Genomic DNA, 20,506 nt, shown 5'->3' on the forward strand with positions numbered 1-20,506 from the left:
GTCAGCTGACCGCGCGACGGATCAGGTCAGCCACCCGAGCCTCGTCGGCCTCGGAGAACTCGGGGCTGATCGCCCACGACGTCGGCCAGAACGTGCCGTCGTCGAGCGCGGCCGAGTCCTGGAACCCGAGCGTCGCGTACCGGGCCTTGAACTTCGCGGCGTCCTGGAAGAAGAACACCGCCTTGCCGTCCCGCGCGTAGGCGGGCATGCCGTACCAGAGCTTCGGCGCGAGCTCGGGCGCGACCTCGAGCGCGATGCGGTGGATGCGCTCCGCCAGCCCGCGGTCCGGCTGGGGCATCTCGGCGATCTTCGCCTCGACCGCAGCGGCGTCGGCCGCCGCCTTCTCGGCCTTGGTGCCCTTCGTGCCGCGGGGGCGCTTGACCTCTGCGGCGTGCTCCTGCATCGCCGCGCGCTCCTCGTCGGTGAAGGTGGTCTCGGTCTTCGTCGTCCGTGCCATCGTCGTCTCCTCGTGGTCTCGTGCACCCATCATGGGTCCGCGAAGCGAAGCATGCGAGGCCAGGGCTCGAACGAGTGCCAGGCTCGTCCCATGACCTACATCGCCAGTGACGACCGCTACGACTCGATGACGTACCGCCGGACCGGCCGCTCAGGCCTCGACCTGCCGCTGCTCTCCCTGGGGTACTGGCACAACTTCGGGGACGACATGCCCTTCGAGAACCAGCGCGCCATCAGCCGCCGGGCGTTCGACCTCGGGATCACACACCACGACCTCGCGAACAACTACGGCCCGCCCTACGGTGCCGCCGAGGTGAACTTCGGCCGCCTGATGCGCGAGGACTTCCGGCCCTACCGCGACGAGATGGTCATCTCGACGAAGGCCGGCTGGGACATGTGGCCGGGGCCGTACGGGCAGGGCGGTGGCTCGCGCAAGTACGTGCTCGCCTCGCTCGACCAGTCGCTGCAGCGCACGGGCCTGGACTACGTCGACGTCTTCTACTCGCACCGTCTCGACGCCTCCACCCCGCTCGAGGAGACGATGGGCGCCCTGCACACCGCGGTCCAGCAGGGCAAGGCGCTGTACGTCGGGATCTCGTCGTACGACGCCGAGCGCAGCAGGCAGGCGGCTGAGATCCTCCGCGACCTCGGCACGCCGCTCCTCATCCACCAGCCCTCGTACTCGATGCTCAACCGCTGGATCGAGACCGAGGGGCTGCTCGACGCCGCCGGCGAGCTCGGCTTCGGCGTGATCGGCTTCACCGCGCTGGCGCAGGGGCTGCTGACCGGCAAGTACCTGAACGGGGTGCCCGAGGACTCCCGCGCAGCAGCGGGCAAGTCCCTCGACGCGTCGAGCATCACGCCCGAGGTCGTCGAGCACCTCCGCGCCCTGAACGACGTCGCGGCCGCGCGCGGACAGTCCCTCGCGCAGCTCGCCCTCGCCTGGGCGCTCCGTGATGAGCGGGTGACCTCGCTCGTCATCGGTGCGTCGCGGGTGTCGCAGCTCGAGGACAACGTCGCCGCGCTGTCGAACACCTCGTTCACCGACGAGGAGCTCCGCGTCATCGACGAGCACTCGGTCGGCATCACCGACGTCGACCTGTGGGCGGGAGCCCGCGCGGGCGAGGTCTCCTGACCCGAGCGCCACGCCGCAGCAGTCCCTCGGCCGGTCGCATCTCGTCGCTCGGCGGATCCCGCCGGCTGGTCACGACCCGTCGCGGTCGCCCGCCGAGCGGTCACGAACTGTCGGCTGGCGGCGCCGCAGGCGACGGTCTGCGACCGCACCGCGCACGGCCGACGGGGTGTCGTGACCGCTGCGGGGCCCTGGGGGTGCGGTGCGGCGGACGGGAGGCGCGGGGCACGCCGCCACGCGCCTCCCGTCCGTCGTCCGGTCGCGTTTCGTCGCGCGGCCGGCATGCGGGGGCTGGTCACGACCCGTCGCGGGTCGCGCGCCGACCGGTCACGACCTGTCGGCTGGCGGCGCCGCAGGCGACGGTCTGCGACCGCACGGCGCACGGCCGACGGGGTGTCGTGACCGGTGCGGTGCCCTGGGCGCGCGGCGCGGCGGCCGGGAGGCGCGGGGCACCCCGCCACGCGCCTCCCGGTCGCGTCGCGTGGCCGGCCCGCGGGGGCTGGTCACGACCCGTCGCGGGTCGCCCGCCGAGCGGTCACGAACTGTCGGCTGGCGGCGCCGCAGGCGACGGTCTGTGACCGCACCATGGCTGACCGCCGGGACGGCGCCCGGAGCGAACTCCTCCGGGGCGCGGCGGCCGGTTGGTACCATCGACAGCGTTCGACAACACGCAGTGTGTATCTACCGGCCGCCGGCTTCCCGGCGGACAACGGCGGCACCCGATGGGTCCGCCGCCACCGAACCGGGCGGGCCGAGAAGGCACAACCCCGATGCTCCAGACCCGCTCAACCGACGCCCCGCCCGCTCCGGACCGGTCACTCGTCTCCCTCGCCGGACGCTGGTTCTTCCCCGTGGCGTTCATCGCCCGGCTCCCGTTCGCGATGATGGTGGTCGGCGTCCTGACCCTGGTCGTCGCCGCCCGTGACTCCGTCGCCCTCGGCGGCATCAACTCCGCCGCCGTCGGCATCGGCTCCGCGATCTTCGGCCCGATGGTCGGCGCCGCGGCCGACCGCTACGGCCAGCGGGCGGTACTCGTCCCCATCGGCCTGGTGAACGCGGCGCTGCTCGGGTTCTTCCCGTTCGTCGTCAGCGGCACCGCGCCCGACCTCGCCGTCCTCGCGGTCGCGTTCTGCATCGGCGCCTCGGCCCCGCAGGTCGCCCCGATGTCCCGCACCCGGCTCGTCGCGATCATCCGGCAGCGGATGGCCCCGGCGCGGCGCGAGAAGACCCTCAGCGGCACGATGGCCTACGAGTCCGCCGCCGACGAGACCGTGTTCATCATCGGTCCGTTCCTGGTCGGCATCCTCGCCAGCGCGATCGCCCCGTGGGTGGCCGTCGCCGGCGCCTCGGTCCTGACGTTCGTGTTCGTGACGGCGTTCGCGCTGCACCCGACCGGCAAGCTCGTGGTCGGCCAGCACGCGGAGTCGACGCAGGCACCCGCACGGCAGCTCCTGCGTCCGCGGCTCGTCGTGGTGGTGGTCGGCATCCTCGGCATCGGCCTGTTCTTCGGCTCGACGCTGACGTCGCTGACGGCGTTCATGGAGACTCACGGCGAGGCCTCGCAGGCCGGCCTGCTCTACGGCCTGATGGGCATCGGGTCCGCCGGGCTGGCACTCGGGTCGGCGGCGTTCCCCCGGGCCTTCGGACTCGGCTGGCGCTGGCTCGTGTTCGGCGTCGTGCTCCTCGCCGGTGCGGTCGCGTTCGCCAGCGCCGACTCCGTCGTCGCCGCGGGCGTCGTCCTCGCGATCATGGGCATCGGGATCGGACCCACCCTGGTCGCCCAGTACAGCCTCGGCTCGGACCGCTCACCCGTCGGCCGCTCCGCCACCACGATGACGATCCTCGGGTCGGCCGTGATCGTCGGGCAGTCGATCGCCTCCGCGATCACCGGTGACGTCGCCGAGCACCACGGCACCGCCGCCGCGATGCTGCTGCCGGCGGTCTCCGCCGCGATCGTCGTGATTGCCGCGGTCTGCAACCTGCTGCTCCCGCGTCGGGTCGCGACCGGCTGACCGCGAACGTGACCGCCTGACGGAGCGGAGGCCCGTGGCGACGCCGCCACGGGCCTCCGGGTCCGGCAGATCGGTGCGTCAGGACTCCGTGTCGTCGACGAGCAGGTCCTCGTGCCGGTAGTCGTCGGCGCGCAGGCCGGCGCGGGCGATCATGTGCGTCGACACCGGCACCAGGAACAGCTGGAACACCATGATCGGCAGCACGACCCAGAACGCCGTCCACGTCCACACCGCGACGACGATGGCGGCCAGCGCGAGTGCGAGCCCGAGCACCTGGGGCTTCGCCATCGCGTGCAGACGGACGAGCGGGTCCGGGAACCGGACGATGCCGACCCCGGCACCGAGCGACAGCAGCGACCCGACGAGCAGCAGCCCGATGGCGATCCAGGCGCGGATGCCGGCGTCGTCGACGAACGACTCGATGATCTCGATCACGACTGGTCCTCCTCGGCGCGCTCGGGGGTGGTGACGGTCAGCCCCTCGTCGGACGGGTCGGCCGAGGGCGTGACGGCCCGGGCCACGGCGACCGTGGCGAACACACTCGTCGCCGAGATCACCACGAGCACGGGGATGCCGGTCAGGTCCTGGCGGATGACCATCGCGGCGGCGATCACCACGAGCACGGTGGTCAGCACCATGTCGGAGCCGATCATGCGGTCGAGGATGGTCGGACCGCGCACGATGCGGAACACCGCGAGGGCGAACGTCGCCCCGAGGAGCGCGAGCACGAGCGCGACGGCGATGCCCATCACGACGACGACGGGGCTCATCGGGTCACCTCCGGCAGGGGCTCGGACAGCTCGGAGACGTCCTGCTTGGATCCCAGCGCGCGGATGACCATGGCCTCGATCCGGAGTGCGACGCGGCGTTCGTCCTCGACCTGCTCGAGGCGCTCGGTGTCGAGCACGTGGAGCAGCAGGCGACGGCGCCGCAGGTCCACGTCGGCGACGTACGAGCCGGGCACGAGCGAGATCGCGAGGGTGGCCAGGGTGAAGGTCATCTCGGACGTGGAGTGCAGCTGCACGAGCGTGATCGAGCTCCGCCGCACACCGCGGGGACGGAACGCGACCCAGGCGACCCGGAAGGACGCCACGACGACGAGCCCAGACCACACCGCCAGGAACCGCAGCACGTGCACGATCGAGAACCGTGCGGACAGGGGGACCGGCGGGAGCGGCAGCGCCTGGGTGACGATGAGCGCCACGACGACGCCGCACAGCAGCGTCAGCGGGGTCCACGACCCCCAGAGCAGCGCCCAGAGCACGGTGAGCCCCGCGACCAGGGGCACGTCGTAGCGCCACGCCAGCGCGATCCGGCGGGCGTTCGAGATGCGGCGGACGTCGGTCATCGCTCACCTCCGAGCACGGCCTGCACGTAGCGGTCGGGCGACTCCAGCGACTCCGCTGCGCGGGTCGCGTAGCCGTAGAGCGGGCCGGCGACGACCGTCAGGGCGACGGACCCGAGCACCGCGACGGTCGTCACGCCGACGAGCATGCGCGGCAGGCGCACCTTCTCGGGAGCCTCGCCGACCGCCTCGGTCGCACCGGTGGTCGGACTGGAGGCGGTGGCCGCGTGCGGTGCGTCGGTGACCGTCACCGAGCCTCCCGGATGGTACGCCTCACCCGTCTCCTCGGAGACGGTGAGCGGCGCCGGTTCCGGCGACCGCAGGTGGGCGTGCGGTTCGGCGCTCGTCGCGTGCGGGGCGGCGGCCTCGGCCGCCGGCTTCGGCCGCCAGAAGGCGGCGTCCCAGACGCGCATGAGCGCGTACAGGGTGAGCAGCGAGGTGACGACGCCGGCGCCGATGGTGACGTACGCCATCGGGGAACCGTCCTCGGCGGCGGCGCGGAACAGGCCGAGCTTGCCGATGAAGCCGGAGAACGGCGGGATCCCGCCGAGGTTGAACGCGGGGATCAGGTACAGGGCGGCCAGCAGCGGTGCGGCCTTCAGCAGTCCGCCGAGCGACCGGGTCGAGGTCGTCCCGCCGACACGTTCCATCAGGCCGGACACCAGGAACAGCGTGGTCTGCACGACGATGTGGTGCACCGTGTAGAACACCGCTGCCGCCGTCCCCGCGACGGTGCCGAGTCCGACGCCCATCACCATGAAGCCGATGTGGCTGATCAGCGTGAAGGACAGCAGCCGTTTCACGTCGGTCTGCGACACCGCGCCGAGCACCCCGACCACCATCGTCAGTGCGGCGACGACGAGCAGCACCTCGTTGAGTTGTGGTCGCGGGAAGATCACCGTCTCGAGCCGGATGATCGCGTAGATGCCGACCTTGGTCAGCAGGCCCGCGAAGACCGCGGTGACCGGCGCCGGGGCGGTCGGGTACGAGTCCGGCAGCCAGAACGCCAGCGGGAACACGGCCGCCTTGATGCCGAACCCGATCAGCAGCATCGTGTGCAGGAGCAGCTGGACGTGTTCCGGCAGGTCGGCGACGCGCTCGCTGATCTGGGCGATGTTCACCGTGCCGGTGGCGCCGTAGACCAGGCCGATGGCGGCGAGGAAGATCGCCGACGCGATCAGGCTCGTGACGATGTACGTCGTGCCGGCCCGGACGCGCTGTTCGCTGCCGCCCAGCGTGATGAGCACGTAGCTCGCCACCAGCAGCATCTCGAACGCGACGTACAGGTTGAACAGGTCGCCCGCGATGAACGAGTCGAGCACACCGGCGGCGAGCACCAGGTACGTCGGGTAGAAGATCGTGACCGGGGCGTCCTCGTCGTCGGCGGCCAGGCCCTGCCCGATCGAGAACAGCAGGACGAGCAGCAGGACGCTCGCACTGACGGTGAGCAGCAGGGCGCTCAGCCGGTCGACGACGAGCGAGATGCCGTAGGGGGCGTCCCACCCGCCGACCTGCACCACGATCGTGCCGTGCCGGTCGACCAGGACCATGAGGGTGGCGGCGACGGCCAGGGCCACGACGAGGACCACGACGGTGATCGCACGCTGGAGCTTCTGGTGGCGGAGGAGTCCGAGCGCGACCGCTGCACCGAGCAGCGGGACGAGGACGAGGAGCGGGACGAGCCAGGTCATCGGGTCGCCTCCTGTTCTGCGTCGGTGGTGGTCTCCGGGTCCTCGTCGGCCGGCTCGTCGCGGTCACGGCCGATCGCGGCGTCGGCCTCGTCGACCTCGACCTCGTCGGCGCGGGACAGCTGCCACGACCGGTGGATCAGGGCCAGCAGGAACGCGCTGACGGCGAAGGTGATCACGATCGCGGTCAGGGCGAACGCCTGGGGGAGCGGGTCGGTGATGCCCTCGGCGCTCTTGCCGATCGGCGGGTCACCCGCGGCGCCGGACATCACCAGCAACAGCAGGTTGAGGGAGTTCCCGAGCAGCAGGAAGCCGAGGAGCATCCGGGTCAGGGAGCGTTCGAGCAGCAGGTAGACGCCGCAGGAGAACAGCACCGCCATGGCGATCACGAGGACGAGGGTGACGGTCATGTGGCGCTCCCTTCCGGGGTGGGGGCATCGAGGGCGTCATCGACGGACCCCTCGGCGGAGTCGCGGGTCGGGGTCGAGGCGTCCTCGAGGCGCTGCCGGTCGACCTCGGCACCGAGGCTGCGGAGGACGTCGAGCACCAGGCCGACGACGACCAGGTACACGCCGATGTCGAAGAACGTGGCGGTGACGAACTCGACGTGTCCGAGGACCGGGACGGTGGCCTCGAAGAACTCGGAGTACAGGGCTTCGCGACCGAAGAACAGCGGCACGATCGCGGTGACGGCGGCCGTGGCGACGCCCAGGCCCAGCAGTCGACCGGCACGCACCGGGGCCGCCGCACCGAGTTCGGCCGGGCCGCCGGCCAGGTAGCGGGCCGCGAGCGCGATGCCGGCGACCAGACCGCCGGCGAACCCGCCACCGGCCGAATTGTGCCCGGCGAACAGCAGGTAGAGGGACAGCACGATGAGGCCGTGGAACAGCAGCCGGACGACCACGTCGAGCAGGGCCGAGCGGCCGGTCGGGATCGCGGCGCTCGTTGGCAGCCACGCGCGGGGCTCGCCGTCGGTGCGCTCGCCGTTCGCGGTCAGGGTCTCCGGCAGGTCGCGCAGCCGGGGCAGGGTGTCCTCGCGCGAGTTCACGAAGATCAGGCTCGCGACGCCGGTGGCCGCGGCGACCACGACGGTGAGTTCGCCGAGGGTGTCCCAGCCGCGAAGGTCGACGAGGGCGACGTTCACGACGTTCAGACCGTGCCCGTACGAGCTCGTCAGCGCGGGCAGGTCGGGCCAGAGGGGGCGTGCTGTGCGGGCCGAGGCAGCAACGACGACGACGATCGCCAGTGTCAGCCCCGCCAGACCGGCGAAGAGTGCCCGCACGACCCGGAACCGCGACGGGTTGGTCGTGGCGATGCGCGGGGGCAGCCGTCGGAGGACCAGGACGAAGGCGATCAGTGTCACCGTCTCGACCACGAGCTGCGTCAGGGCGAGGTCGACGGCACCGTGCAGGACGAACAGCACCGAGAGGCCGTAGCCGGTGACGCCGACCAGGACCGCGGCGGCGAACCGGGTCTTCGCCGTGAGCACCGCGATGCCCGCGATCGACATCACGATCATCACCGGGATCTGGCCCCACGAGTCGGCGAACCGGACGTGGAACTCCCACGGCCCGCCGAGCACCAGGTTGGCGAGCGCCCCGGCGACGAAGACCGACAGGATCACGGTCAGGTAGTAGGGGAGCGAGCCGCGCTGCAGGCTCGCGGTGAGCCCGGTCGCTCCGCGGTCGAGCAGTCGCATGCCGTGCCGGTACGTGCCCGCGGCGCTCGGGAACCCCGCGAGCCGGTGCTGGAGCGCCTCGACCGGACGGCGCAGGGCGAACAGCGCGAGGCCGCCGACCAGGGTGATCGCGGACAGGCCGAGTGCGGGTTCGAGGCCGTGCCAGAGCGCGAGGTGCGGGACTTCCTGGCCGCCGAGCGCCGCGGTCGTCGCCGCGGGCTCGATGCCGTGTGCGACCACCGGGGTGAGCAGACCGAGTGCGAGCCCGGCCAGCGCGAGCACCGAGGGCACGACGGCGAGGCCGTGCAGGGCGTGCGGCTCGGTGGTCGCGACGCCGGGCTTGCGGGCGAAGGCGCCCCACAGGAACCGCAGCGAGTAGGCCACGGTGAGCACCGAACCGACGGTCACGCCGATCAGGGCGAACCAGGCCCAGCCGGCGTCGGGGCCGTGCAGGGACTCGGTGAACCCGGTCAGCACGGCTTCCTTCGCGACGAACCCGATCGTCGGCGGGATCCCGGCCATCGACACCAGCGCGAGCACCGCGACGACCGCCAACCACGGGCGGGCACGGCCGAGCCCGCTGAGCCGACCGAGGTCACGTGTGCCGGTGACGTGGTCGATCGCGCCGACGACCAGGAAGAGCGTCGACTTGAAGGCGGCGTGTGCGACGAGCAGCGCGACCCCGCCCAGGGCGACCGCGGGTGCACCCCAGCCGGCGGCGAGCACGAGGAACCCGAGCTGGGCCACGGTGCCGTAGGCGAGCAGGAGCTTGAGGTCGGTCTGCCGCAGTGCCCGGTACCCGCCGACGAGCATCCCGGCGACGCCGAGCAGCGTGATCGTCTCGCGCCAGCCGTCGAGCAGCGCGAACGCTGGGGCGAGCCGGGCCACCAGGTAGATGCCGGCCTTCACCATCGCGGCGGCGTGCAGGTACGCGCTGACCGGGGTCGGTGCGGCCATCGCGGCGGGGAGCCAGAAGTGGAAGGGCACGATCGCCGACTTCGTGAGCGCCCCGAGCAGCACCAGGACCACCGACACCGAGACGATCGTGCCGCTCGGGGGATCGGCGACGATCGCGGACAGCGAGGTCGTCCCCGCCGTGACCGAGAGCATCACGAGGCCCGCGAGCATCGCCAGACCACCGGCGGTGGTGACCACGAGGGCCTGCATGGCGGCGGCGCGACTGGCACGCTTCGCGGCGTCGTGCCCGATGAGCAGGTAGGAGAAGACCGTCGTGGCCTCCCACAGGACGAACAGCACGATCACGTCGTCGGCGATCACGAGGCCGTACATCGAGCCGGCGAAGGCGGTCAGGACCCCGGCGAACCGACCGAGCCCGGGTTCGTCCCGCTCGAAGTACGAGGCGCAGTAGACCAGCACCAACGCGCCGACGATCGACACCACGAGGGCGAGCACCCACGACAGTGCGTCCATCCGCAGCGTGACGTCGAGGTCGAGCTGGGGGACCCACTGGTGCCGTTCGACGACGCTGCCGTGCAGGGCGGCGTCGGTCTGGGCGATCGTCAGCACCGCCGCCGCGGCGGGGGCGAGGGCCGCCACGTAGAACACGCGGCGGCCGAGGACGGGGGTCAGGACGGGGACGATCAGGGCGACGATCGCGAACGCGACGAGGACGAGGACCATCGGGCACCTCCTCGGGGTCGGGCTGCAGTCCGGCTCACTGGGCTTTCACAGCCTACGGAGGAGGCCATGTGGAGAACCTGTGCGGCCGGACAGCAGTCCGCTCAGGTCCGGCCGTGCGCGCGGGCGGGGATCTGGGTCGCGAGCTTGCCGCCGGAGACGTCGAGCAGGGTGCCGGTGATGTACCCGGAAGCGTCGCTCGCCACGAAGACGAGCAGGTCGGCGACGTCGTCCGGCGTCTCCCACCGGCGGAGCGACAGCGTGTCGAGCAGGCGGTCCTGCGCCTCGGCCGGCATCGTCGCGAAGCCGTTCATCGCCGTCGGCACCATGCCCGGTGCGTAGGCGTTCACGGTGATCCCCCACGGGCCGAGCTCCGACGCCAGGACCCGGGTGAACGAGACGACGGCGGCCTTCGACGCCGCGTAGGCAGCGCTCCCGACGCTGGGCACGATCGCCGCGAACGATGCGGCGTTGATGATCCGACCGCGCCCGGCCGCCTGCATCACCGGAGCCACGGCCTGGCTCATCAGGAACGTGCCGCCGAGGTTGACGTCCATGCAGCGGCGCCAAGCGTCCCACTCGAGTTCTGCGACCGTGCCCGTGACGTTGATGCCGGCGTTGTTGACCAGCACGTCGATCGTGCCGTGCCGCCGGACGACCTCGTCCACGGCGTCGTGCACCGACCGCGGGTCGGCGACGTTGCACACGACGTGGTCGAGCGGGAAGCCCGGCTCGAAGGCCAGGTCGAGCGCGACGACGCGGCTCCCCTCGCTGACGAAGCGGTCGGCGAGCGTGCGGCCGATCCCGCGCGCTGCGCCGGTCACGACCACCACGCGGTCGGTCAGGTCGAGGTGCATCGTTGCTCCCGTCGTCGGTGCCTTGAATAGGCATACTATTCGACCATGACGGATCAGCGTGTGCTCTGGGTCACGGGTGGGGGCAGCGGCATGGGGGCCGCGAGCGCCGAGGCGGCGTCGCGGGACGGCTGGACCGTGGTCCTCAGCGGGCGCCGTGCCGAGCGGCTCGAGCAAGTTGCACGCACCATCCGCGGCGCCGGGGGAACCGCGGACGTCCTGCCCCTCGACGCGAACGAGCCCGACGCCGTCGCAGCCGCCCGGGACACCGTGCTCGAGCGGCACGGGCGGCTCGACGGGCTCGTGCTGGCGGCCGGGCTCAACGCCCCGAGGCGCCGGTGGGACGACCAGTCGCTGACCGACTTCCGCGCGATCGTGGACACGAACCTCACCGCCGTCGTCTCGCTGGTGGACGCCGCGCTGCCGGCACTCCGCGCGGCCGGCGGCGTGGTCGTCGTCGTGTCGTCGTACGCCGGGTGGTCCTTCCAGCCGGGGGCGGGTGTCGCGTACTCGGCGAGCAAGTCCGCGCTCGCGTCGGTCGTCCGGACGCTCAACCAGCAGGAGGCCGAGCACGGCGTGCGTGCCACCCACCTGTGCCCGGGTGACGTGGCGACGGACTTCCTCGACCAACGGCCCGAGGTCCCCGACGCGGCCGCCCGGCAGCGCATGCTCCAACCGGAGGACATCGGGCGGACGGTCGCCTTCGTGCTCGGGTCGCCGGCGCACGTGCGCATCGACGAGCTCGTGCTGTCGCCGGTCTCGCAGCGGTGACGAGCACCTTCGAACGGGTCCTCGACCAGGTCGGTGCCGCCGTCGTCTCCGGTGCGGTCGCCGTCGGCAGTCGCCGGAGCGTCGACGACCTGGTGACCTGGACGGGCGCCAGTCGCAGCATCGTCCGCGAGGCCGTCCGCGTCCTCGTCGCCCTCGGCCTGCTCACCGCGCGGCGCCGGGTCGGCGTGACCGTCCTCGACGTGCGGGAGTGGGACGTCCTGGACCCGCGCGTGGTGCGGTGGCGTCTGCGGGGACCCGACGGCGAGCGCGTGGCGGTCGAGCTCCGCGAGCTGCGGGCGGCGGTCGAACCCGCCGCCGCTGCCGCAGCGGCCCGGCGAGCGGCGCTCGACGAGTGCGCAGACCGACGGGAGGCCCTCCGCACCACCGCGGACGAGCTCGCCGCCGCCGCGACCCGCGACGACCGCCTCGACTTCGTGACCGCGGACGTGCGGTTCCACGCGCTCGTGCTCGACCTGTCCGGCAACGCCCTGTACCGACGCCTGCACCAGGTCGTCGGCCAGGTGCTGCGCGAACGCGGGAGCATCCGCCCGGACCGGCACGACGTCGGCCTCCACCTCGCACTCGCCGACGCCGTCCTCGACGGCCGGCCGGACGACGCTGCCTCGACCATGCGGGCGATCGTCGACCGCACGTGAGCGGAGCGCGCCGGACCTGCGAGGATGGACCCCGGCGCGCCCCTCCGGTGCCCGTGGAAGGTGAGTCGTGGACGCAGCACAGGACCTGGTCGTCCAGCTCGTCGGCACCCCGTGGGCGTTCTTCGTGGTCGGCCTCGTGCTCGCCGTGGGCAGCGTCGCCGTCTTCCTGCCCAGCCAGGCACTCGTCGTCGCGATCGGCACGCTCCTGGTGGGCGGTGACGGTGGTCTCCTGCCGGTCCTCTTCCTCGTCGTCGCGGCGTCGATCGGGATGGTCCTCGGCGACCTCGGGCTCTACCACCTGGCGCGGTCGGTCGACCTCGGCTCGAGGTCGTGGTTCGCGCGTCCGAAGGTCCGCGCGGCCCGGGACGCCATCGACGGCCGCTACCGTGCCGCTCCCGGGCGCATCGCGGTGCTCGGACGCTTCATCCCGATGGGCCGGTTGACGACGAACCTGGTCGGTGCGGACAGCGGGCTCGACCTCCGGCGGTTCCTGCTCAGCTGTGTGCTCGCCGACGTCGTGTGGGCCGCGTACTGCGTCGGCATCGCCTCGGCCACCGGGCGCTGGAGCCGCGAGCAGCCCTTCCTCGTCACGACCCTCGCGGTCGTGGCGTCGATCCTGCTCGGCCTCGCGATCTCCGCGATCGAGAAGGCCGTGCGACGACGGAGCGAGGCTGCGGCCGCGGCCTGACGAACGTAGGCTGGGCACCCCGTTCGAAGGAGAACCCGTGCTGCTCGACGACCTCGTACCGGACCCCGACGCGATCGAGCGCATCGCCACCGGCAGCACCTGGGCCGAGGGGCCCTGCTGGATCCCGTCGACGCGCACGCTGCGGTGGTCCGACATCCCCGGCGACCGGATCCTGCAGTGGCACGCGGACTCGGGGGAGACCTCCGTGTACGCGGACGGTGTCGAGTTCACCAACGGCCGCACGCTCGACCGGGACGGCAGCGTCGTGCAGTGCTCGCACGGGCTGCGTCGGGTCGAGCGGGACCGCGACGGCGTCGTCACGCCGATCGTCGACGTGTGGGACGGGGGCCGGTTCAACTCCCCGAACGACGTGGTGGTCGCGCGGGACGGCGGCGTCTGGTTCACCGACCCCGCCTACGGCATCACCCAGCCGCGCGAGGGACACCCGGGCGTGCGTGAGTACGGCGACCACTGGGTGTTCCGGTGCGGCCCGGCGGGCGAGGATCTGCGACCAGTGGCGACCGACCTGGACGAGCCGAACGGTCTGGCCTTCGACCCGGACGAGCGGGTGCTGTACATCGCGAGTTCGTCGAGCGACGAGCCGGTCATCCGCGCCTACGACCGCCGAGGCGACCTGCTGAAGAACGGCCGGGTGTTCGCGCGGCTCGAGCCCGGAGAGGGTGCGCCGGACGGCATCCGGGTCGACGTGCACGGCAACGTCTGGTCGTCCTCGCACCGCGGCGTCGTCGTGTTCGACCGGACGGGTGCCCGGATCGGTGCGGTCGCCGTGCCGGAGGTCACGTCGAACCTGTGCTTCGGCGGCGACGACGGCACGACGCTGTTCCTGACCGCGACGACGTCGGTGTACCGGATCGCCACGACGACGCGGGACGCTGCCGTATCCTGACTCGGCCATGCAGTGCGACTACTTCGACCGCGGGGTGTGCCGGTCGTGCACGCTCATGGGCCAGCCCTACGCCGACCAGGTCCTCGACAAGGAACTCCGCACGCGCGAACTCCTGCACGCCGCGGTCGAGGCCGCCGGGGGCCCCGGAGCGGTCTCCTGGTCGCCCGCGATCACGAGCCCGGAGTCGGGGTACCGGAACAAGGCGAAGATGGTGGTGGGCGGGTCCGTCCAGCACCCCACCGTCGGCATCCTCGACCACCGGCAGCGCGGGGTGGACCTCCGGCACTGCGGCATCTGCACGCCCGGCATCCGGCACGCGTTGCCCGTGCTGGCCGAGTTCGTCTCGACCGCCGGGCTGATCCCGTACGACGTCGCCGCGCGCCGGGGCGAGCTCAAGTACGTCCTGGTCACCGAGTCGCCCGACGGCGAGCTGATGATCCGGTTCGTGCTGCGTTCCGAGGGGCAGCTCCCGCGGCTCCGCCAATACCTCGACGCCCTGCATGCCGCACTGCCCAACGCGGTCGTGGTGACCGTCAACCTGCTGCCCGAGCACAAGGCCGTCACCGAGGGCGACCGCGAGATCGTGTTGACCGAGCAGGAGACCCTGCCGATGCGGCTCGGCGGGATCACCATGCACCTGCGGCCGCAGAGCTTCTTCCAGACGAACACCGGCGTCGCGACCGAGCTGTACGCGCAGGCGACGGCCTGGATCGACGAGCTCGATCCGACGTCGATGTGGGACCTGTACTGCGGCGTCGGCGGCTTCGCACTCCACGCTGCTCGTCCCGGCCGCGTGGTGACCGGCATCGAGACGAGCGCCGAGGCGATCCGCTCCGCGAAGCAGTCCGCTCGTGAGGCCGGCCTCGAGGGCCTCCGGTTTGCCGCTGACGACGCGACCGAGCACGCTCTCCGGGCCCGTCCGGACGCGGTGCCCGAGCTCGTCGTCGTGAACCCTCCGCGTCGCGGGATCGGAGAGCGCTTGTCGACCTGGCTCGAGGAGTCGGACGTCCAGCACGTCGTCTACTCGAGCTGCAACCCGGTGACCCTGGCGAAGGACCTGGCGCGCATGCCGTCGTTCCGGCTGCGTCGGGCCAGGGTGCTCGACATGTTCCCGCAGACCGGTCACCTCGAGGCCGTGACCCTGCTCACGCGGGCCTGATCCCGACCGTCGATCGGCATTGCCAGGGAATTGCCAAGGACACGTACCCGGGTACGGCTCGATCACCATGGCCATGGGGATCGAGCCGTTCAGGTTCGGGGGAGGGGTACATAGCATGCACGGGTAGAACCGTTTGTCTCGGTTTGATAACAGTCAAGAGTTTCCTATGGTTGCCGACCGAGGTGCCGCCGGCCCGATGACCACTGCCCCCGGTGGCGCACCCCCACAACTGACCGCGATCGGTCGGGGTGGGCAGTGGATTCCGCAACAGATGCGGCTCGTGACCCCGGTGGAGCAATCACATGAAGAAGCTTTCCCGTACCCGCACCATCGTCGGTGGCCTGGCGTTCGCCGGCATCGCCGCGACCGGTGTCGGCCTCGCGGCAGCCCCCGCGAACGCAGCGTCCGGTTCGACCTGGGACCAGCTCGCGCAGTGCGAGTCCGGCGGCAACTGGGCCATCAACACCGGCAACGGCTACTACGGCGGCCTGCAGTTCAACCTCGGTACCTGGCAGGCGAACGGTGGCGCGGGCAACCCCGCCTCCGCCAGCCGCGAGGCCCAGATCGCCGTCGCCGAGCGTGTCCTCGCCTCGCAGGGTTGGGGTGCATGGCCCGCCTGCTCCGCCCAGCTCGGGCTGAGCGGCACCAGCGGTGCAGCCCCCGCCGCGGCGGCTCCGGCCCCCGCACCGGCTCCGGCGCCCGCACAGCAGGCCGCCCCACAGCCCGCTGCTCCGGCACCGGCTCCTGCCGAGCAGGCCGCCCCGCAGCCGGCCGCGCCGAGCACGACCGAGTCGACGCCCGCTCCGGCAGCGACGACGCCGAGCAAGCCGGCCCCGGTCAAGACGAGCGGCAAGACGTACACGATCGCCTCGGGTGACACGCTCGACACGATCTCGACGAAGCTCGGGATCGACGGCGGCTGGAAGCAGCTCTGGGCCGCGAACACGTCGACCATCGACGACGCGAACCTGATCTACGCCGGCCAGGAGCTCCAGCTCCCCGCCTGATCGCTCCGCAGATCGAACACGACGACGCCCCACGACCTCGAGTCGTGGGGCGTCGTCGTGCGTGCGGTGCCGGGCTACTGCGGGTTGTCGGCGAGCCAGCCGGCGACGTCGTCGGATCGGAGCGCCTGGGACAGGGCCCCGACCGCGAGCTGGTTCAGCGTCACGACCGACTGCCCGTCCGGTGACGTCCCGGAGCCCGCCGTCGGCACCGTGAAGGTCACGAGGTCGTCGGCCCGGACCGCGCGGAGCGACCACCCGAGTTCCGCCATCCGTGCGAACGAGAACCCGACGTCGACCGACAGGTGCGCACTCGTCGCGGCGACGAAGTCCTGGATGCGCCCGGGGTTGGTGACGGTGCCACGGGCCAGCAGCCCGTTCACGACGCCGCGCATGAACGCCTGCTGGTTGCGGACGCGGGTGTGGTCGGCGTCGACGAAGGCGTAGCGCTCCCGGACGAAGGCCAGTGCTGCGGCCCCGTCGAGCCGGTTCGCCCCGGCCGTGAAGTCGTGGCCGCGTGCTGAGAACGCCCCGGGGGAGTCGACCGTGACGCCGCCGAGGGCATCGGTCATCTCCTCGAACCCGGCGAAGTCGATCTCCGCCACGTGGTCGATCCGGATGTCGAGGAGCTGCTCGACGGTCTGCACCGTGAGGGGTACCCCGCCCCAGGCGTACGCGGCGTTCATCTTGGCGCGCCCGTGCCCGGGGACCTCGACCCAGGAGTCCCGCATGATCGACATCAGGTAGACGTGCTGACGATCCGCGGGCACGTGCGCCAGCATCAGGGTGTCCGAACGCCCGCCGGCCGCCGCAGGTCCACCGTCGGGGTCGCCCTGCGCCCGGGAGTCGGAACCGATGAGCAGGACGTTCTCGCCTGCCGTCGGCGTCGGTCGGGTACCGCTCGGGAACGGGTCGGTGATGGTCTCGCGTCCGGCGTCGAAGCTCCGAGCGAGACCGCCGACGAACGCACTCGCGACGACGGCGATGACCAGGGCGACCCCGACGAGCGAGCCGAGCGTCGTGATCAGCGCGACGAGCAACGGCCGCCGTCGCCGTCTGCTGCTCGCGGCGTGGTGAGCGTGTGCAACGGCCGCGTGGGCGGCTCGGCGTTCGGACATGCGGGACTCCTGTGGTCAGGTCGGCACGCACCGACCACGGGATCTTATCGCATGTGGTATTTCAGGAACAGTGTTTCACTCGGACTGCGGCTTGGCGAGGAGCTCGCCCAGCGCCGACCGGAGTGCGGGGTCCTCCGGCAGGACCTCGCGCTCGATGTGCCGCGCGGTCTCCCAGGCGGACCGGCCGGCGGACGTCACGCTCACGACGCGGCGCCGACGATCGGCAGGGTGCGGGGCGCGCTCGACCAGGCCATCCCGCTCCATCCGCTCGAGCGTGCGGGACATCGTCTGTGGCTGGACGCGAGCCGTGCGGGCGATGGTGTCGGCGCCGGTCGGGCCGGTCCGGATGAGGATGTCGATCGCGACGACCGCGGCGTGCGAGAGCCCGATGGCGCGGAGTCGATCGTCCCAGTCCCGCTCGACGGACCGTGCAGCCGCGGACAGCAGGCGCCCGAGGGGCCACTGCTCGCTCGTGTCCTGCATGCCGTGATTCTATGGTCGTCAGGAGCACTCGACCGTCAAGTAATCAGCATGCTGACGATCCGTGTACGCTCACCGACGTGTCCCGCTTCCTCCGCATCGTCCTCCCCGCGCTCGTCATCGTGGTCTGGCTCGGCATCGCCTCGGTCGGCGGTCCCTTCTTCGGCAAGATCTCCGAGGTCTCCACCAATGACCAGACCTCCTTCCTGCCTGCCTCGGCCGACGCCACCAAGGTGCAGGAACGGTCCTCCGAGTTCCGCGACGAGTCCGGGGCGCCCGCGATCATCGTCCTCGAGCGCGACGGCGGCCTGACGCCGACCGACCTCGCCGACGCGAAGGCACTCGCCACGACGCTGTCCGACCGCGCCGACGTCGATGCCGTCAGCCCGGTGCTCCCGAGCAAGGACGGCGACGCGGTCGAGATCGTCGCCACGCTCACGCAGGACGCCGAGACCGGGGACGCGGTCGAGGCAATCCGGGCCGACGTCGACTACGCACTGCCGTCCGGTGTGAGCGGCTACGTCACCGGTCCCGCCGGGTTCACCGCGGACCTGACCGAGGCCTTCGCCGGCATCGACGGGCTGCTGCTCGGGGTGGCGCTCGCCGCGGTGTTCGTGATCCTGATCATCGTCTACCGATCACCCCTGCTGCCCGTCCTCGTGCTCGGGACCGCCACGTTCGCCCTGTGCGCCTCGATCCTCGTGGTCTGGTGGCTCGCCAAGGCCGACATCGTGACGGTCAACGGGCAGGTCCAGGGCATCCTGTCGATCCTGGTGATCGGGGCGGCGACGGACTACGCGCTCCTCTACACCTCGCGCTTCCGAGAGGCGCTGCGCGACCACCGCACCGGTTGGGACGCGACGAAGGCCGCCCTGCGGGGGAGCCTCGAGCCGATCCTGGCCTCGGGCGGCACGGTGATCGTCGGGGTGCTCTGCCTGCTGCTGTCCGACCTCAACTCGAACAAGGCGCTCGGCCCCGTCGCGGCCATCGGCATCGCGTTCAGCCTGCTCGCCGCCCTGACGCTGCTGCCCGCGCTGCTGCTCGCGTTCCGCCGCGCGGCGTTCTGGCCGCTGCGCCCCGCGTTCGGCAGCGCCCACCCCGTGCTCACCGGTCCGGTCGCCCGCGGCATCTGGGCGCGCGTCGGCCGGCTCGTCGCCCGACGGTCGCGGGTGGTGTGGATCGTCTGCACGGTCGGCCTGCTCGCGATGGGCGCCGGACTGTTCGGACTCAAGGCGGACGGGGTGCCGCAGAGCGACCTCATCATCGGATCGTCGCAGGCGCGTGACGGACAGGACGTGCTGGCCGACCACTTCCCGGGCGGCTCCGGCAGCCCCGCGCAGGTCATCGGCGCGGAGCGCGACCTCGACCAGCTCGTCGACGCGATCACCGCGGTGGAGGGGGTCGACGGTGTCGTCGCCGCAGCGAAGGACAGCCCCGCCGGGACAGTCCCGGTGACCGGGGACGCCGCCGGCAGCAGCACGCCGACCGTCTCCCGCGGTGACGTCCTGCTCGAGGCGACCCTGTCCGACGCCGCCGACTCGGACGCCGCCGAGCAGACCGTCCGCGACCTCCGCACCGCCGTCGAACGGGTCGACCCGGGAGCGATCGTCGGTGGCGTCACCGCGACCGCGGTCGACACGAACGACACCGGCATCCGTGACCGCACGTTGATCATCCCCGTGGTGCTGGTCGTGATCCTGCTGATCCTGATGCTCCTGCTCCGCAGCATCGTCGCGCCGCTCGTGCTGATCGGCAGCGTGATCGTGTCCTTCGCGGCGGCCCTCGGTGTCGGAGCGCTCGTCTTCGACCACGTGTTCCACTTCCCGGGCGCGGACCCGAGCGTGCCGCTGTACTCGTTCGTGTTCCTGGTGGCACTCGGCGTCGACTACAACATCTTCCTCATGACACGAGTGCGCGAGGAGGCGCTGCGACACGGTCCACGCGAGGGCGTCCTGCGCGGACTCGGCGTGACCGGCGGGGTGATCACGTCGGCGGGCGTCGTGCTCGCCGCCACGTTCGCCGCCCTCGGCGTCATACCGATCCTGTTCCTCGTGCAGATCGCGTTCGTCGTCGCGTTCGGCGTCCTGCTCGACACGATCGTGGTCCGCTCGCTGCTCGTGCCGGCGCTGGCCTACGACCTCGGGCACCGCGCCTGGTGGCCGTCGCGCCTCTCGCGCACGAACCCTGACATGTGACACGCTGGGTCCATGCCAGTTCCCTCCACGCAGCCCGCTGCCGAGCGCAAGCTCCTCCGTGACACGGTGCAGGACAAGATCCGCGACGCCATCATGGACGGCACGCTCGAGCCCGGGGAACGGCTCAACGACGACGACCTGATCGCCTGGCTCGGGGTCTCCCGCACCCCGATCCGCGAGGCGCTCGCCGAACTCGCCCGGGCCGGGTTGATCGAGATGGCGCCGAACCGCTACACCCGCGTCGCGGCACCGACGAAGGAAGAACTCCTCGATGCGTACCGCACCCTCGGGGTGATCTACGGCGGCGTCGTGCGGCTCGCGGTGCCCCGGTTCACGGACGGGCAGCGCAAGAAGATCGTGAAGATGCTCGACGACGTGCACGCGCGGGTGAGCGCCGACGAGCAGGACGAGGTCGCGCGCGACGGAGCCGGCATCTACTCGATGTGGGCCGACGCGTGTGGCAACCCCTCGCTCGTGCAGCTCTGCAACTCGACGACGGACGGGCTCTCGTTCAAGCTCCGCGTGCCGGAGCTCGCCGAGCTCCTGCCGGCCGACGTGATCCTGCCCGAGCTGACGAAGCTCAAGGACGCCGTCGTCGCGAAGGACCCCATCGCTGCCGAACTCGCCATGGAGGCGATCCACCTGCTCCCGTCGCGCGACTAGCGTCACGAGCGCGACCGGGTGACGGACAGGAGGCCCGTGGCGGCGCCGCCGACACCGTTCCG

The 20,506-nt window shown here is 71.9% G+C and carries 20 protein-coding genes; 10 read left to right on the forward strand and 10 right to left on the reverse strand.

Annotated features, from left to right (window positions below):
- Nucleotide 1: 1 nt before the first annotated feature.
- A complete protein-coding gene (locus DEJ20_RS01360) occupies nt 2–457 on the reverse strand; it encodes an iron chaperone (RefSeq protein ID WP_181431615.1) in 456 nt (151 codons plus the stop codon).
- A 90-nt stretch (nt 458–547) separates the two neighbouring features.
- Here DEJ20_RS01360 and mgrA point away from each other — a divergent pair, with 90 nt between their 5' ends.
- Both mgrA and DEJ20_RS01370 read left to right on the forward strand, forming a co-directional pair.
- Nucleotides 548–1,591, forward strand: a complete 1,044-nt coding sequence (gene mgrA / locus DEJ20_RS01365) for an L-glyceraldehyde 3-phosphate reductase (RefSeq protein WP_071245810.1) — start codon at nt 548–550, stop codon at nt 1,589–1,591.
- A gap of 767 nt (nt 1,592–2,358) precedes the next feature.
- Nucleotides 2,359–3,600 carry an MFS transporter gene (locus DEJ20_RS01370; RefSeq protein ID WP_111236186.1) on the forward strand — a complete coding sequence of 414 codons (1,242 nt, stop codon included), beginning with the start codon at nt 2,359–2,361 and terminating at the stop codon, nt 3,598–3,600.
- Nucleotides 3,601–3,678: 78 nt separating this feature from the next.
- Here DEJ20_RS01370 and mnhG read toward each other — a convergent pair whose 3' ends face one another.
- From mnhG to DEJ20_RS01405, 7 genes are all read right to left on the reverse strand, one after another.
- A complete protein-coding gene (gene mnhG / locus DEJ20_RS01375) occupies nt 3,679–4,035 on the reverse strand; it encodes a monovalent cation/H(+) antiporter subunit G (RefSeq protein WP_071245814.1) in 357 nt (118 codons plus the stop codon).
- A complete protein-coding gene (locus DEJ20_RS01380) occupies nt 4,032–4,370 on the reverse strand; it encodes an MrpF/PhaF family protein (protein WP_111094365.1) in 339 nt (112 codons plus the stop codon). The genes mnhG and DEJ20_RS01380 overlap by 4 nt, the downstream gene beginning before the upstream one ends.
- The gene (locus DEJ20_RS01385) at nt 4,367–4,948 is read right to left on the reverse strand and encodes a Na+/H+ antiporter subunit E (RefSeq protein ID WP_111236185.1); all 582 of its coding nucleotides are present in this window, start codon (nt 4,946–4,948) and stop codon (nt 4,367–4,369) included. Before DEJ20_RS01385 ends, DEJ20_RS01380 begins: the two co-directional genes overlap by 4 nt.
- Nucleotides 4,945–6,636: a Na+/H+ antiporter subunit D gene (locus tag DEJ20_RS01390; RefSeq protein ID WP_017887554.1), complete on the reverse strand. Its 1,692-nt coding sequence runs from the start codon at nt 6,634–6,636 to the stop codon at nt 4,945–4,947. The genes DEJ20_RS01385 and DEJ20_RS01390 overlap by 4 nt, the downstream gene beginning before the upstream one ends.
- A complete protein-coding gene (locus DEJ20_RS01395) occupies nt 6,633–7,043 on the reverse strand; it encodes a Na(+)/H(+) antiporter subunit C (RefSeq protein WP_017887553.1) in 411 nt (136 codons plus the stop codon). The genes DEJ20_RS01390 and DEJ20_RS01395 overlap by 4 nt, the downstream gene beginning before the upstream one ends.
- Complete coding sequence (locus tag DEJ20_RS01400) at nt 7,040–9,952, reverse strand: Na+/H+ antiporter subunit A (RefSeq protein WP_111236184.1); 2,913 nt, start codon at nt 9,950–9,952, stop codon at nt 7,040–7,042. The genes DEJ20_RS01395 and DEJ20_RS01400 overlap by 4 nt, the downstream gene beginning before the upstream one ends.
- A gap of 101 nt (nt 9,953–10,053) precedes the next feature.
- Nucleotides 10,054–10,806 (reverse strand): SDR family NAD(P)-dependent oxidoreductase, encoded by a 753-nt coding sequence (locus DEJ20_RS01405; protein WP_111236183.1) that lies wholly within the window; start codon nt 10,804–10,806, stop codon nt 10,054–10,056.
- 45 nt (nt 10,807–10,851) lie between these two features.
- Between DEJ20_RS01405 and DEJ20_RS01410 the strand changes: the two genes are divergently transcribed.
- The 6 genes from DEJ20_RS01410 (at nt 10,852) to DEJ20_RS01435 (ending at nt 15,991) form a co-directional block, all read left to right on the forward strand.
- Nucleotides 10,852–11,574, forward strand: a complete 723-nt coding sequence (locus DEJ20_RS01410; RefSeq protein ID WP_181431614.1) for an SDR family oxidoreductase — start codon at nt 10,852–10,854, stop codon at nt 11,572–11,574.
- A complete protein-coding gene (locus DEJ20_RS01415; protein ID WP_111236181.1) occupies nt 11,571–12,230 on the forward strand; it encodes a FadR/GntR family transcriptional regulator in 660 nt (219 codons plus the stop codon). Before DEJ20_RS01410 ends, DEJ20_RS01415 begins: the two co-directional genes overlap by 4 nt.
- A 67-nt stretch (nt 12,231–12,297) precedes the next feature.
- Nucleotides 12,298–12,918 (forward strand): DedA family protein, encoded by a 621-nt coding sequence (locus tag DEJ20_RS01420; RefSeq protein WP_071404822.1) that lies wholly within the window; start codon nt 12,298–12,300, stop codon nt 12,916–12,918.
- 40 nt (nt 12,919–12,958) lie between these two features.
- Nucleotides 12,959–13,825, forward strand: a complete 867-nt coding sequence (locus DEJ20_RS01425; RefSeq protein WP_502866600.1) for an SMP-30/gluconolactonase/LRE family protein — start codon at nt 12,959–12,961, stop codon at nt 13,823–13,825.
- Nucleotides 13,826–13,832: 7 nt separating this feature from the next.
- Nucleotides 13,833–14,984 (forward strand): 23S rRNA (uracil(747)-C(5))-methyltransferase RlmC, encoded by a 1,152-nt coding sequence (rlmC, locus tag DEJ20_RS01430; RefSeq protein ID WP_111236180.1) that lies wholly within the window; start codon nt 13,833–13,835, stop codon nt 14,982–14,984.
- A gap of 302 nt (nt 14,985–15,286) precedes the next feature.
- Nucleotides 15,287–15,991 carry a LysM peptidoglycan-binding domain-containing protein gene (locus DEJ20_RS01435; protein WP_071404824.1) on the forward strand — a complete coding sequence of 235 codons (705 nt, stop codon included), beginning with the start codon at nt 15,287–15,289 and terminating at the stop codon, nt 15,989–15,991.
- Between the two features lie 74 nt (nt 15,992–16,065).
- Here the strand turns inward: DEJ20_RS01435 and DEJ20_RS01440 are convergent, their stop codons facing one another.
- Complete coding sequence (locus DEJ20_RS01440) at nt 16,066–17,106, reverse strand: LCP family protein (protein WP_111236179.1); 1,041 nt, start codon at nt 17,104–17,106, stop codon at nt 16,066–16,068.
- A gap of 75 nt (nt 17,107–17,181) precedes the next feature.
- A complete protein-coding gene (locus tag DEJ20_RS01445) occupies nt 17,182–17,589 on the reverse strand; it encodes a MarR family winged helix-turn-helix transcriptional regulator (RefSeq protein WP_111236178.1) in 408 nt (135 codons plus the stop codon).
- Nucleotides 17,590–17,666: 77 nt separating this feature from the next.
- Between DEJ20_RS01445 and DEJ20_RS01450 the strand changes: the two genes are divergently transcribed.
- Entirely contained in the window at nt 17,667–19,781 is a 2,115-nt protein-coding gene (locus tag DEJ20_RS01450; protein ID WP_111236177.1) for an MMPL family transporter, read from the forward strand.
- 12 nt (nt 19,782–19,793) lie between these two features.
- Nucleotides 19,794–20,444, forward strand: coding sequence for a GntR family transcriptional regulator (locus DEJ20_RS01455; protein ID WP_111236176.1), 651 nt, complete (start codon nt 19,794–19,796; stop codon nt 20,442–20,444).
- Nucleotides 20,445–20,506: the final 62 nt, after the last annotated feature.

Source organism: Curtobacterium sp. MCSS17_005 (genome assembly GCF_003234225.2).
GTDB lineage: Bacteria > Actinomycetota > Actinomycetes > Actinomycetales > Microbacteriaceae > Curtobacterium > Curtobacterium flaccumfaciens.

What these genes read in the sequence shown, in the direction of transcription:
- DEJ20_RS01360 (WP_181431615.1), bottom strand. Translation starts at nt 457, where the DNA reads ATGGCACGGACGACGAAGACCGAGACCACCTTCACCGACGAGGAGCGC.
- mgrA (WP_071245810.1), top strand. Translation starts at nt 548, where the DNA reads ATGACCTACATCGCCAGTGACGACCGCTACGACTCGATGACGTACCGC.
- DEJ20_RS01370 (WP_111236186.1), top strand. Translation starts at nt 2,359, where the DNA reads ATGCTCCAGACCCGCTCAACCGACGCCCCGCCCGCTCCGGACCGGTCA.
- DEJ20_RS01380 (WP_111094365.1), bottom strand. Translation starts at nt 4,370, where the DNA reads ATGAGCCCCGTCGTCGTCGTGATGGGCATCGCCGTCGCGCTCGTGCTC.
- DEJ20_RS01385 (WP_111236185.1), bottom strand. Translation starts at nt 4,948, where the DNA reads ATGACCGACGTCCGCCGCATCTCGAACGCCCGCCGGATCGCGCTGGCG.
- DEJ20_RS01390 (WP_017887554.1), bottom strand. Translation starts at nt 6,636, where the DNA reads ATGACCTGGCTCGTCCCGCTCCTCGTCCTCGTCCCGCTGCTCGGTGCA.
- DEJ20_RS01395 (WP_017887553.1), bottom strand. Translation starts at nt 7,043, where the DNA reads ATGACCGTCACCCTCGTCCTCGTGATCGCCATGGCGGTGCTGTTCTCC.
- DEJ20_RS01400 (WP_111236184.1), bottom strand. Translation starts at nt 9,952, where the DNA reads ATGGTCCTCGTCCTCGTCGCGTTCGCGATCGTCGCCCTGATCGTCCCC.
- DEJ20_RS01405 (WP_111236183.1), bottom strand. Translation starts at nt 10,806, where the DNA reads ATGCACCTCGACCTGACCGACCGCGTGGTGGTCGTGACCGGCGCAGCG.
- DEJ20_RS01410 (WP_181431614.1), top strand. Translation starts at nt 10,852, where the DNA reads ATGACGGATCAGCGTGTGCTCTGGGTCACGGGTGGGGGCAGCGGCATG.
- rlmC (WP_111236180.1), top strand. Translation starts at nt 13,833, where the DNA reads ATGCAGTGCGACTACTTCGACCGCGGGGTGTGCCGGTCGTGCACGCTC.
- DEJ20_RS01435 (WP_071404824.1), top strand. Translation starts at nt 15,287, where the DNA reads ATGAAGAAGCTTTCCCGTACCCGCACCATCGTCGGTGGCCTGGCGTTC.
- DEJ20_RS01440 (WP_111236179.1), bottom strand. Translation starts at nt 17,106, where the DNA reads ATGTCCGAACGCCGAGCCGCCCACGCGGCCGTTGCACACGCTCACCAC.
- DEJ20_RS01445 (WP_111236178.1), bottom strand. Translation starts at nt 17,589, where the DNA reads ATGCAGGACACGAGCGAGCAGTGGCCCCTCGGGCGCCTGCTGTCCGCG.
- DEJ20_RS01455 (WP_111236176.1), top strand. Translation starts at nt 19,794, where the DNA reads ATGCCAGTTCCCTCCACGCAGCCCGCTGCCGAGCGCAAGCTCCTCCGT.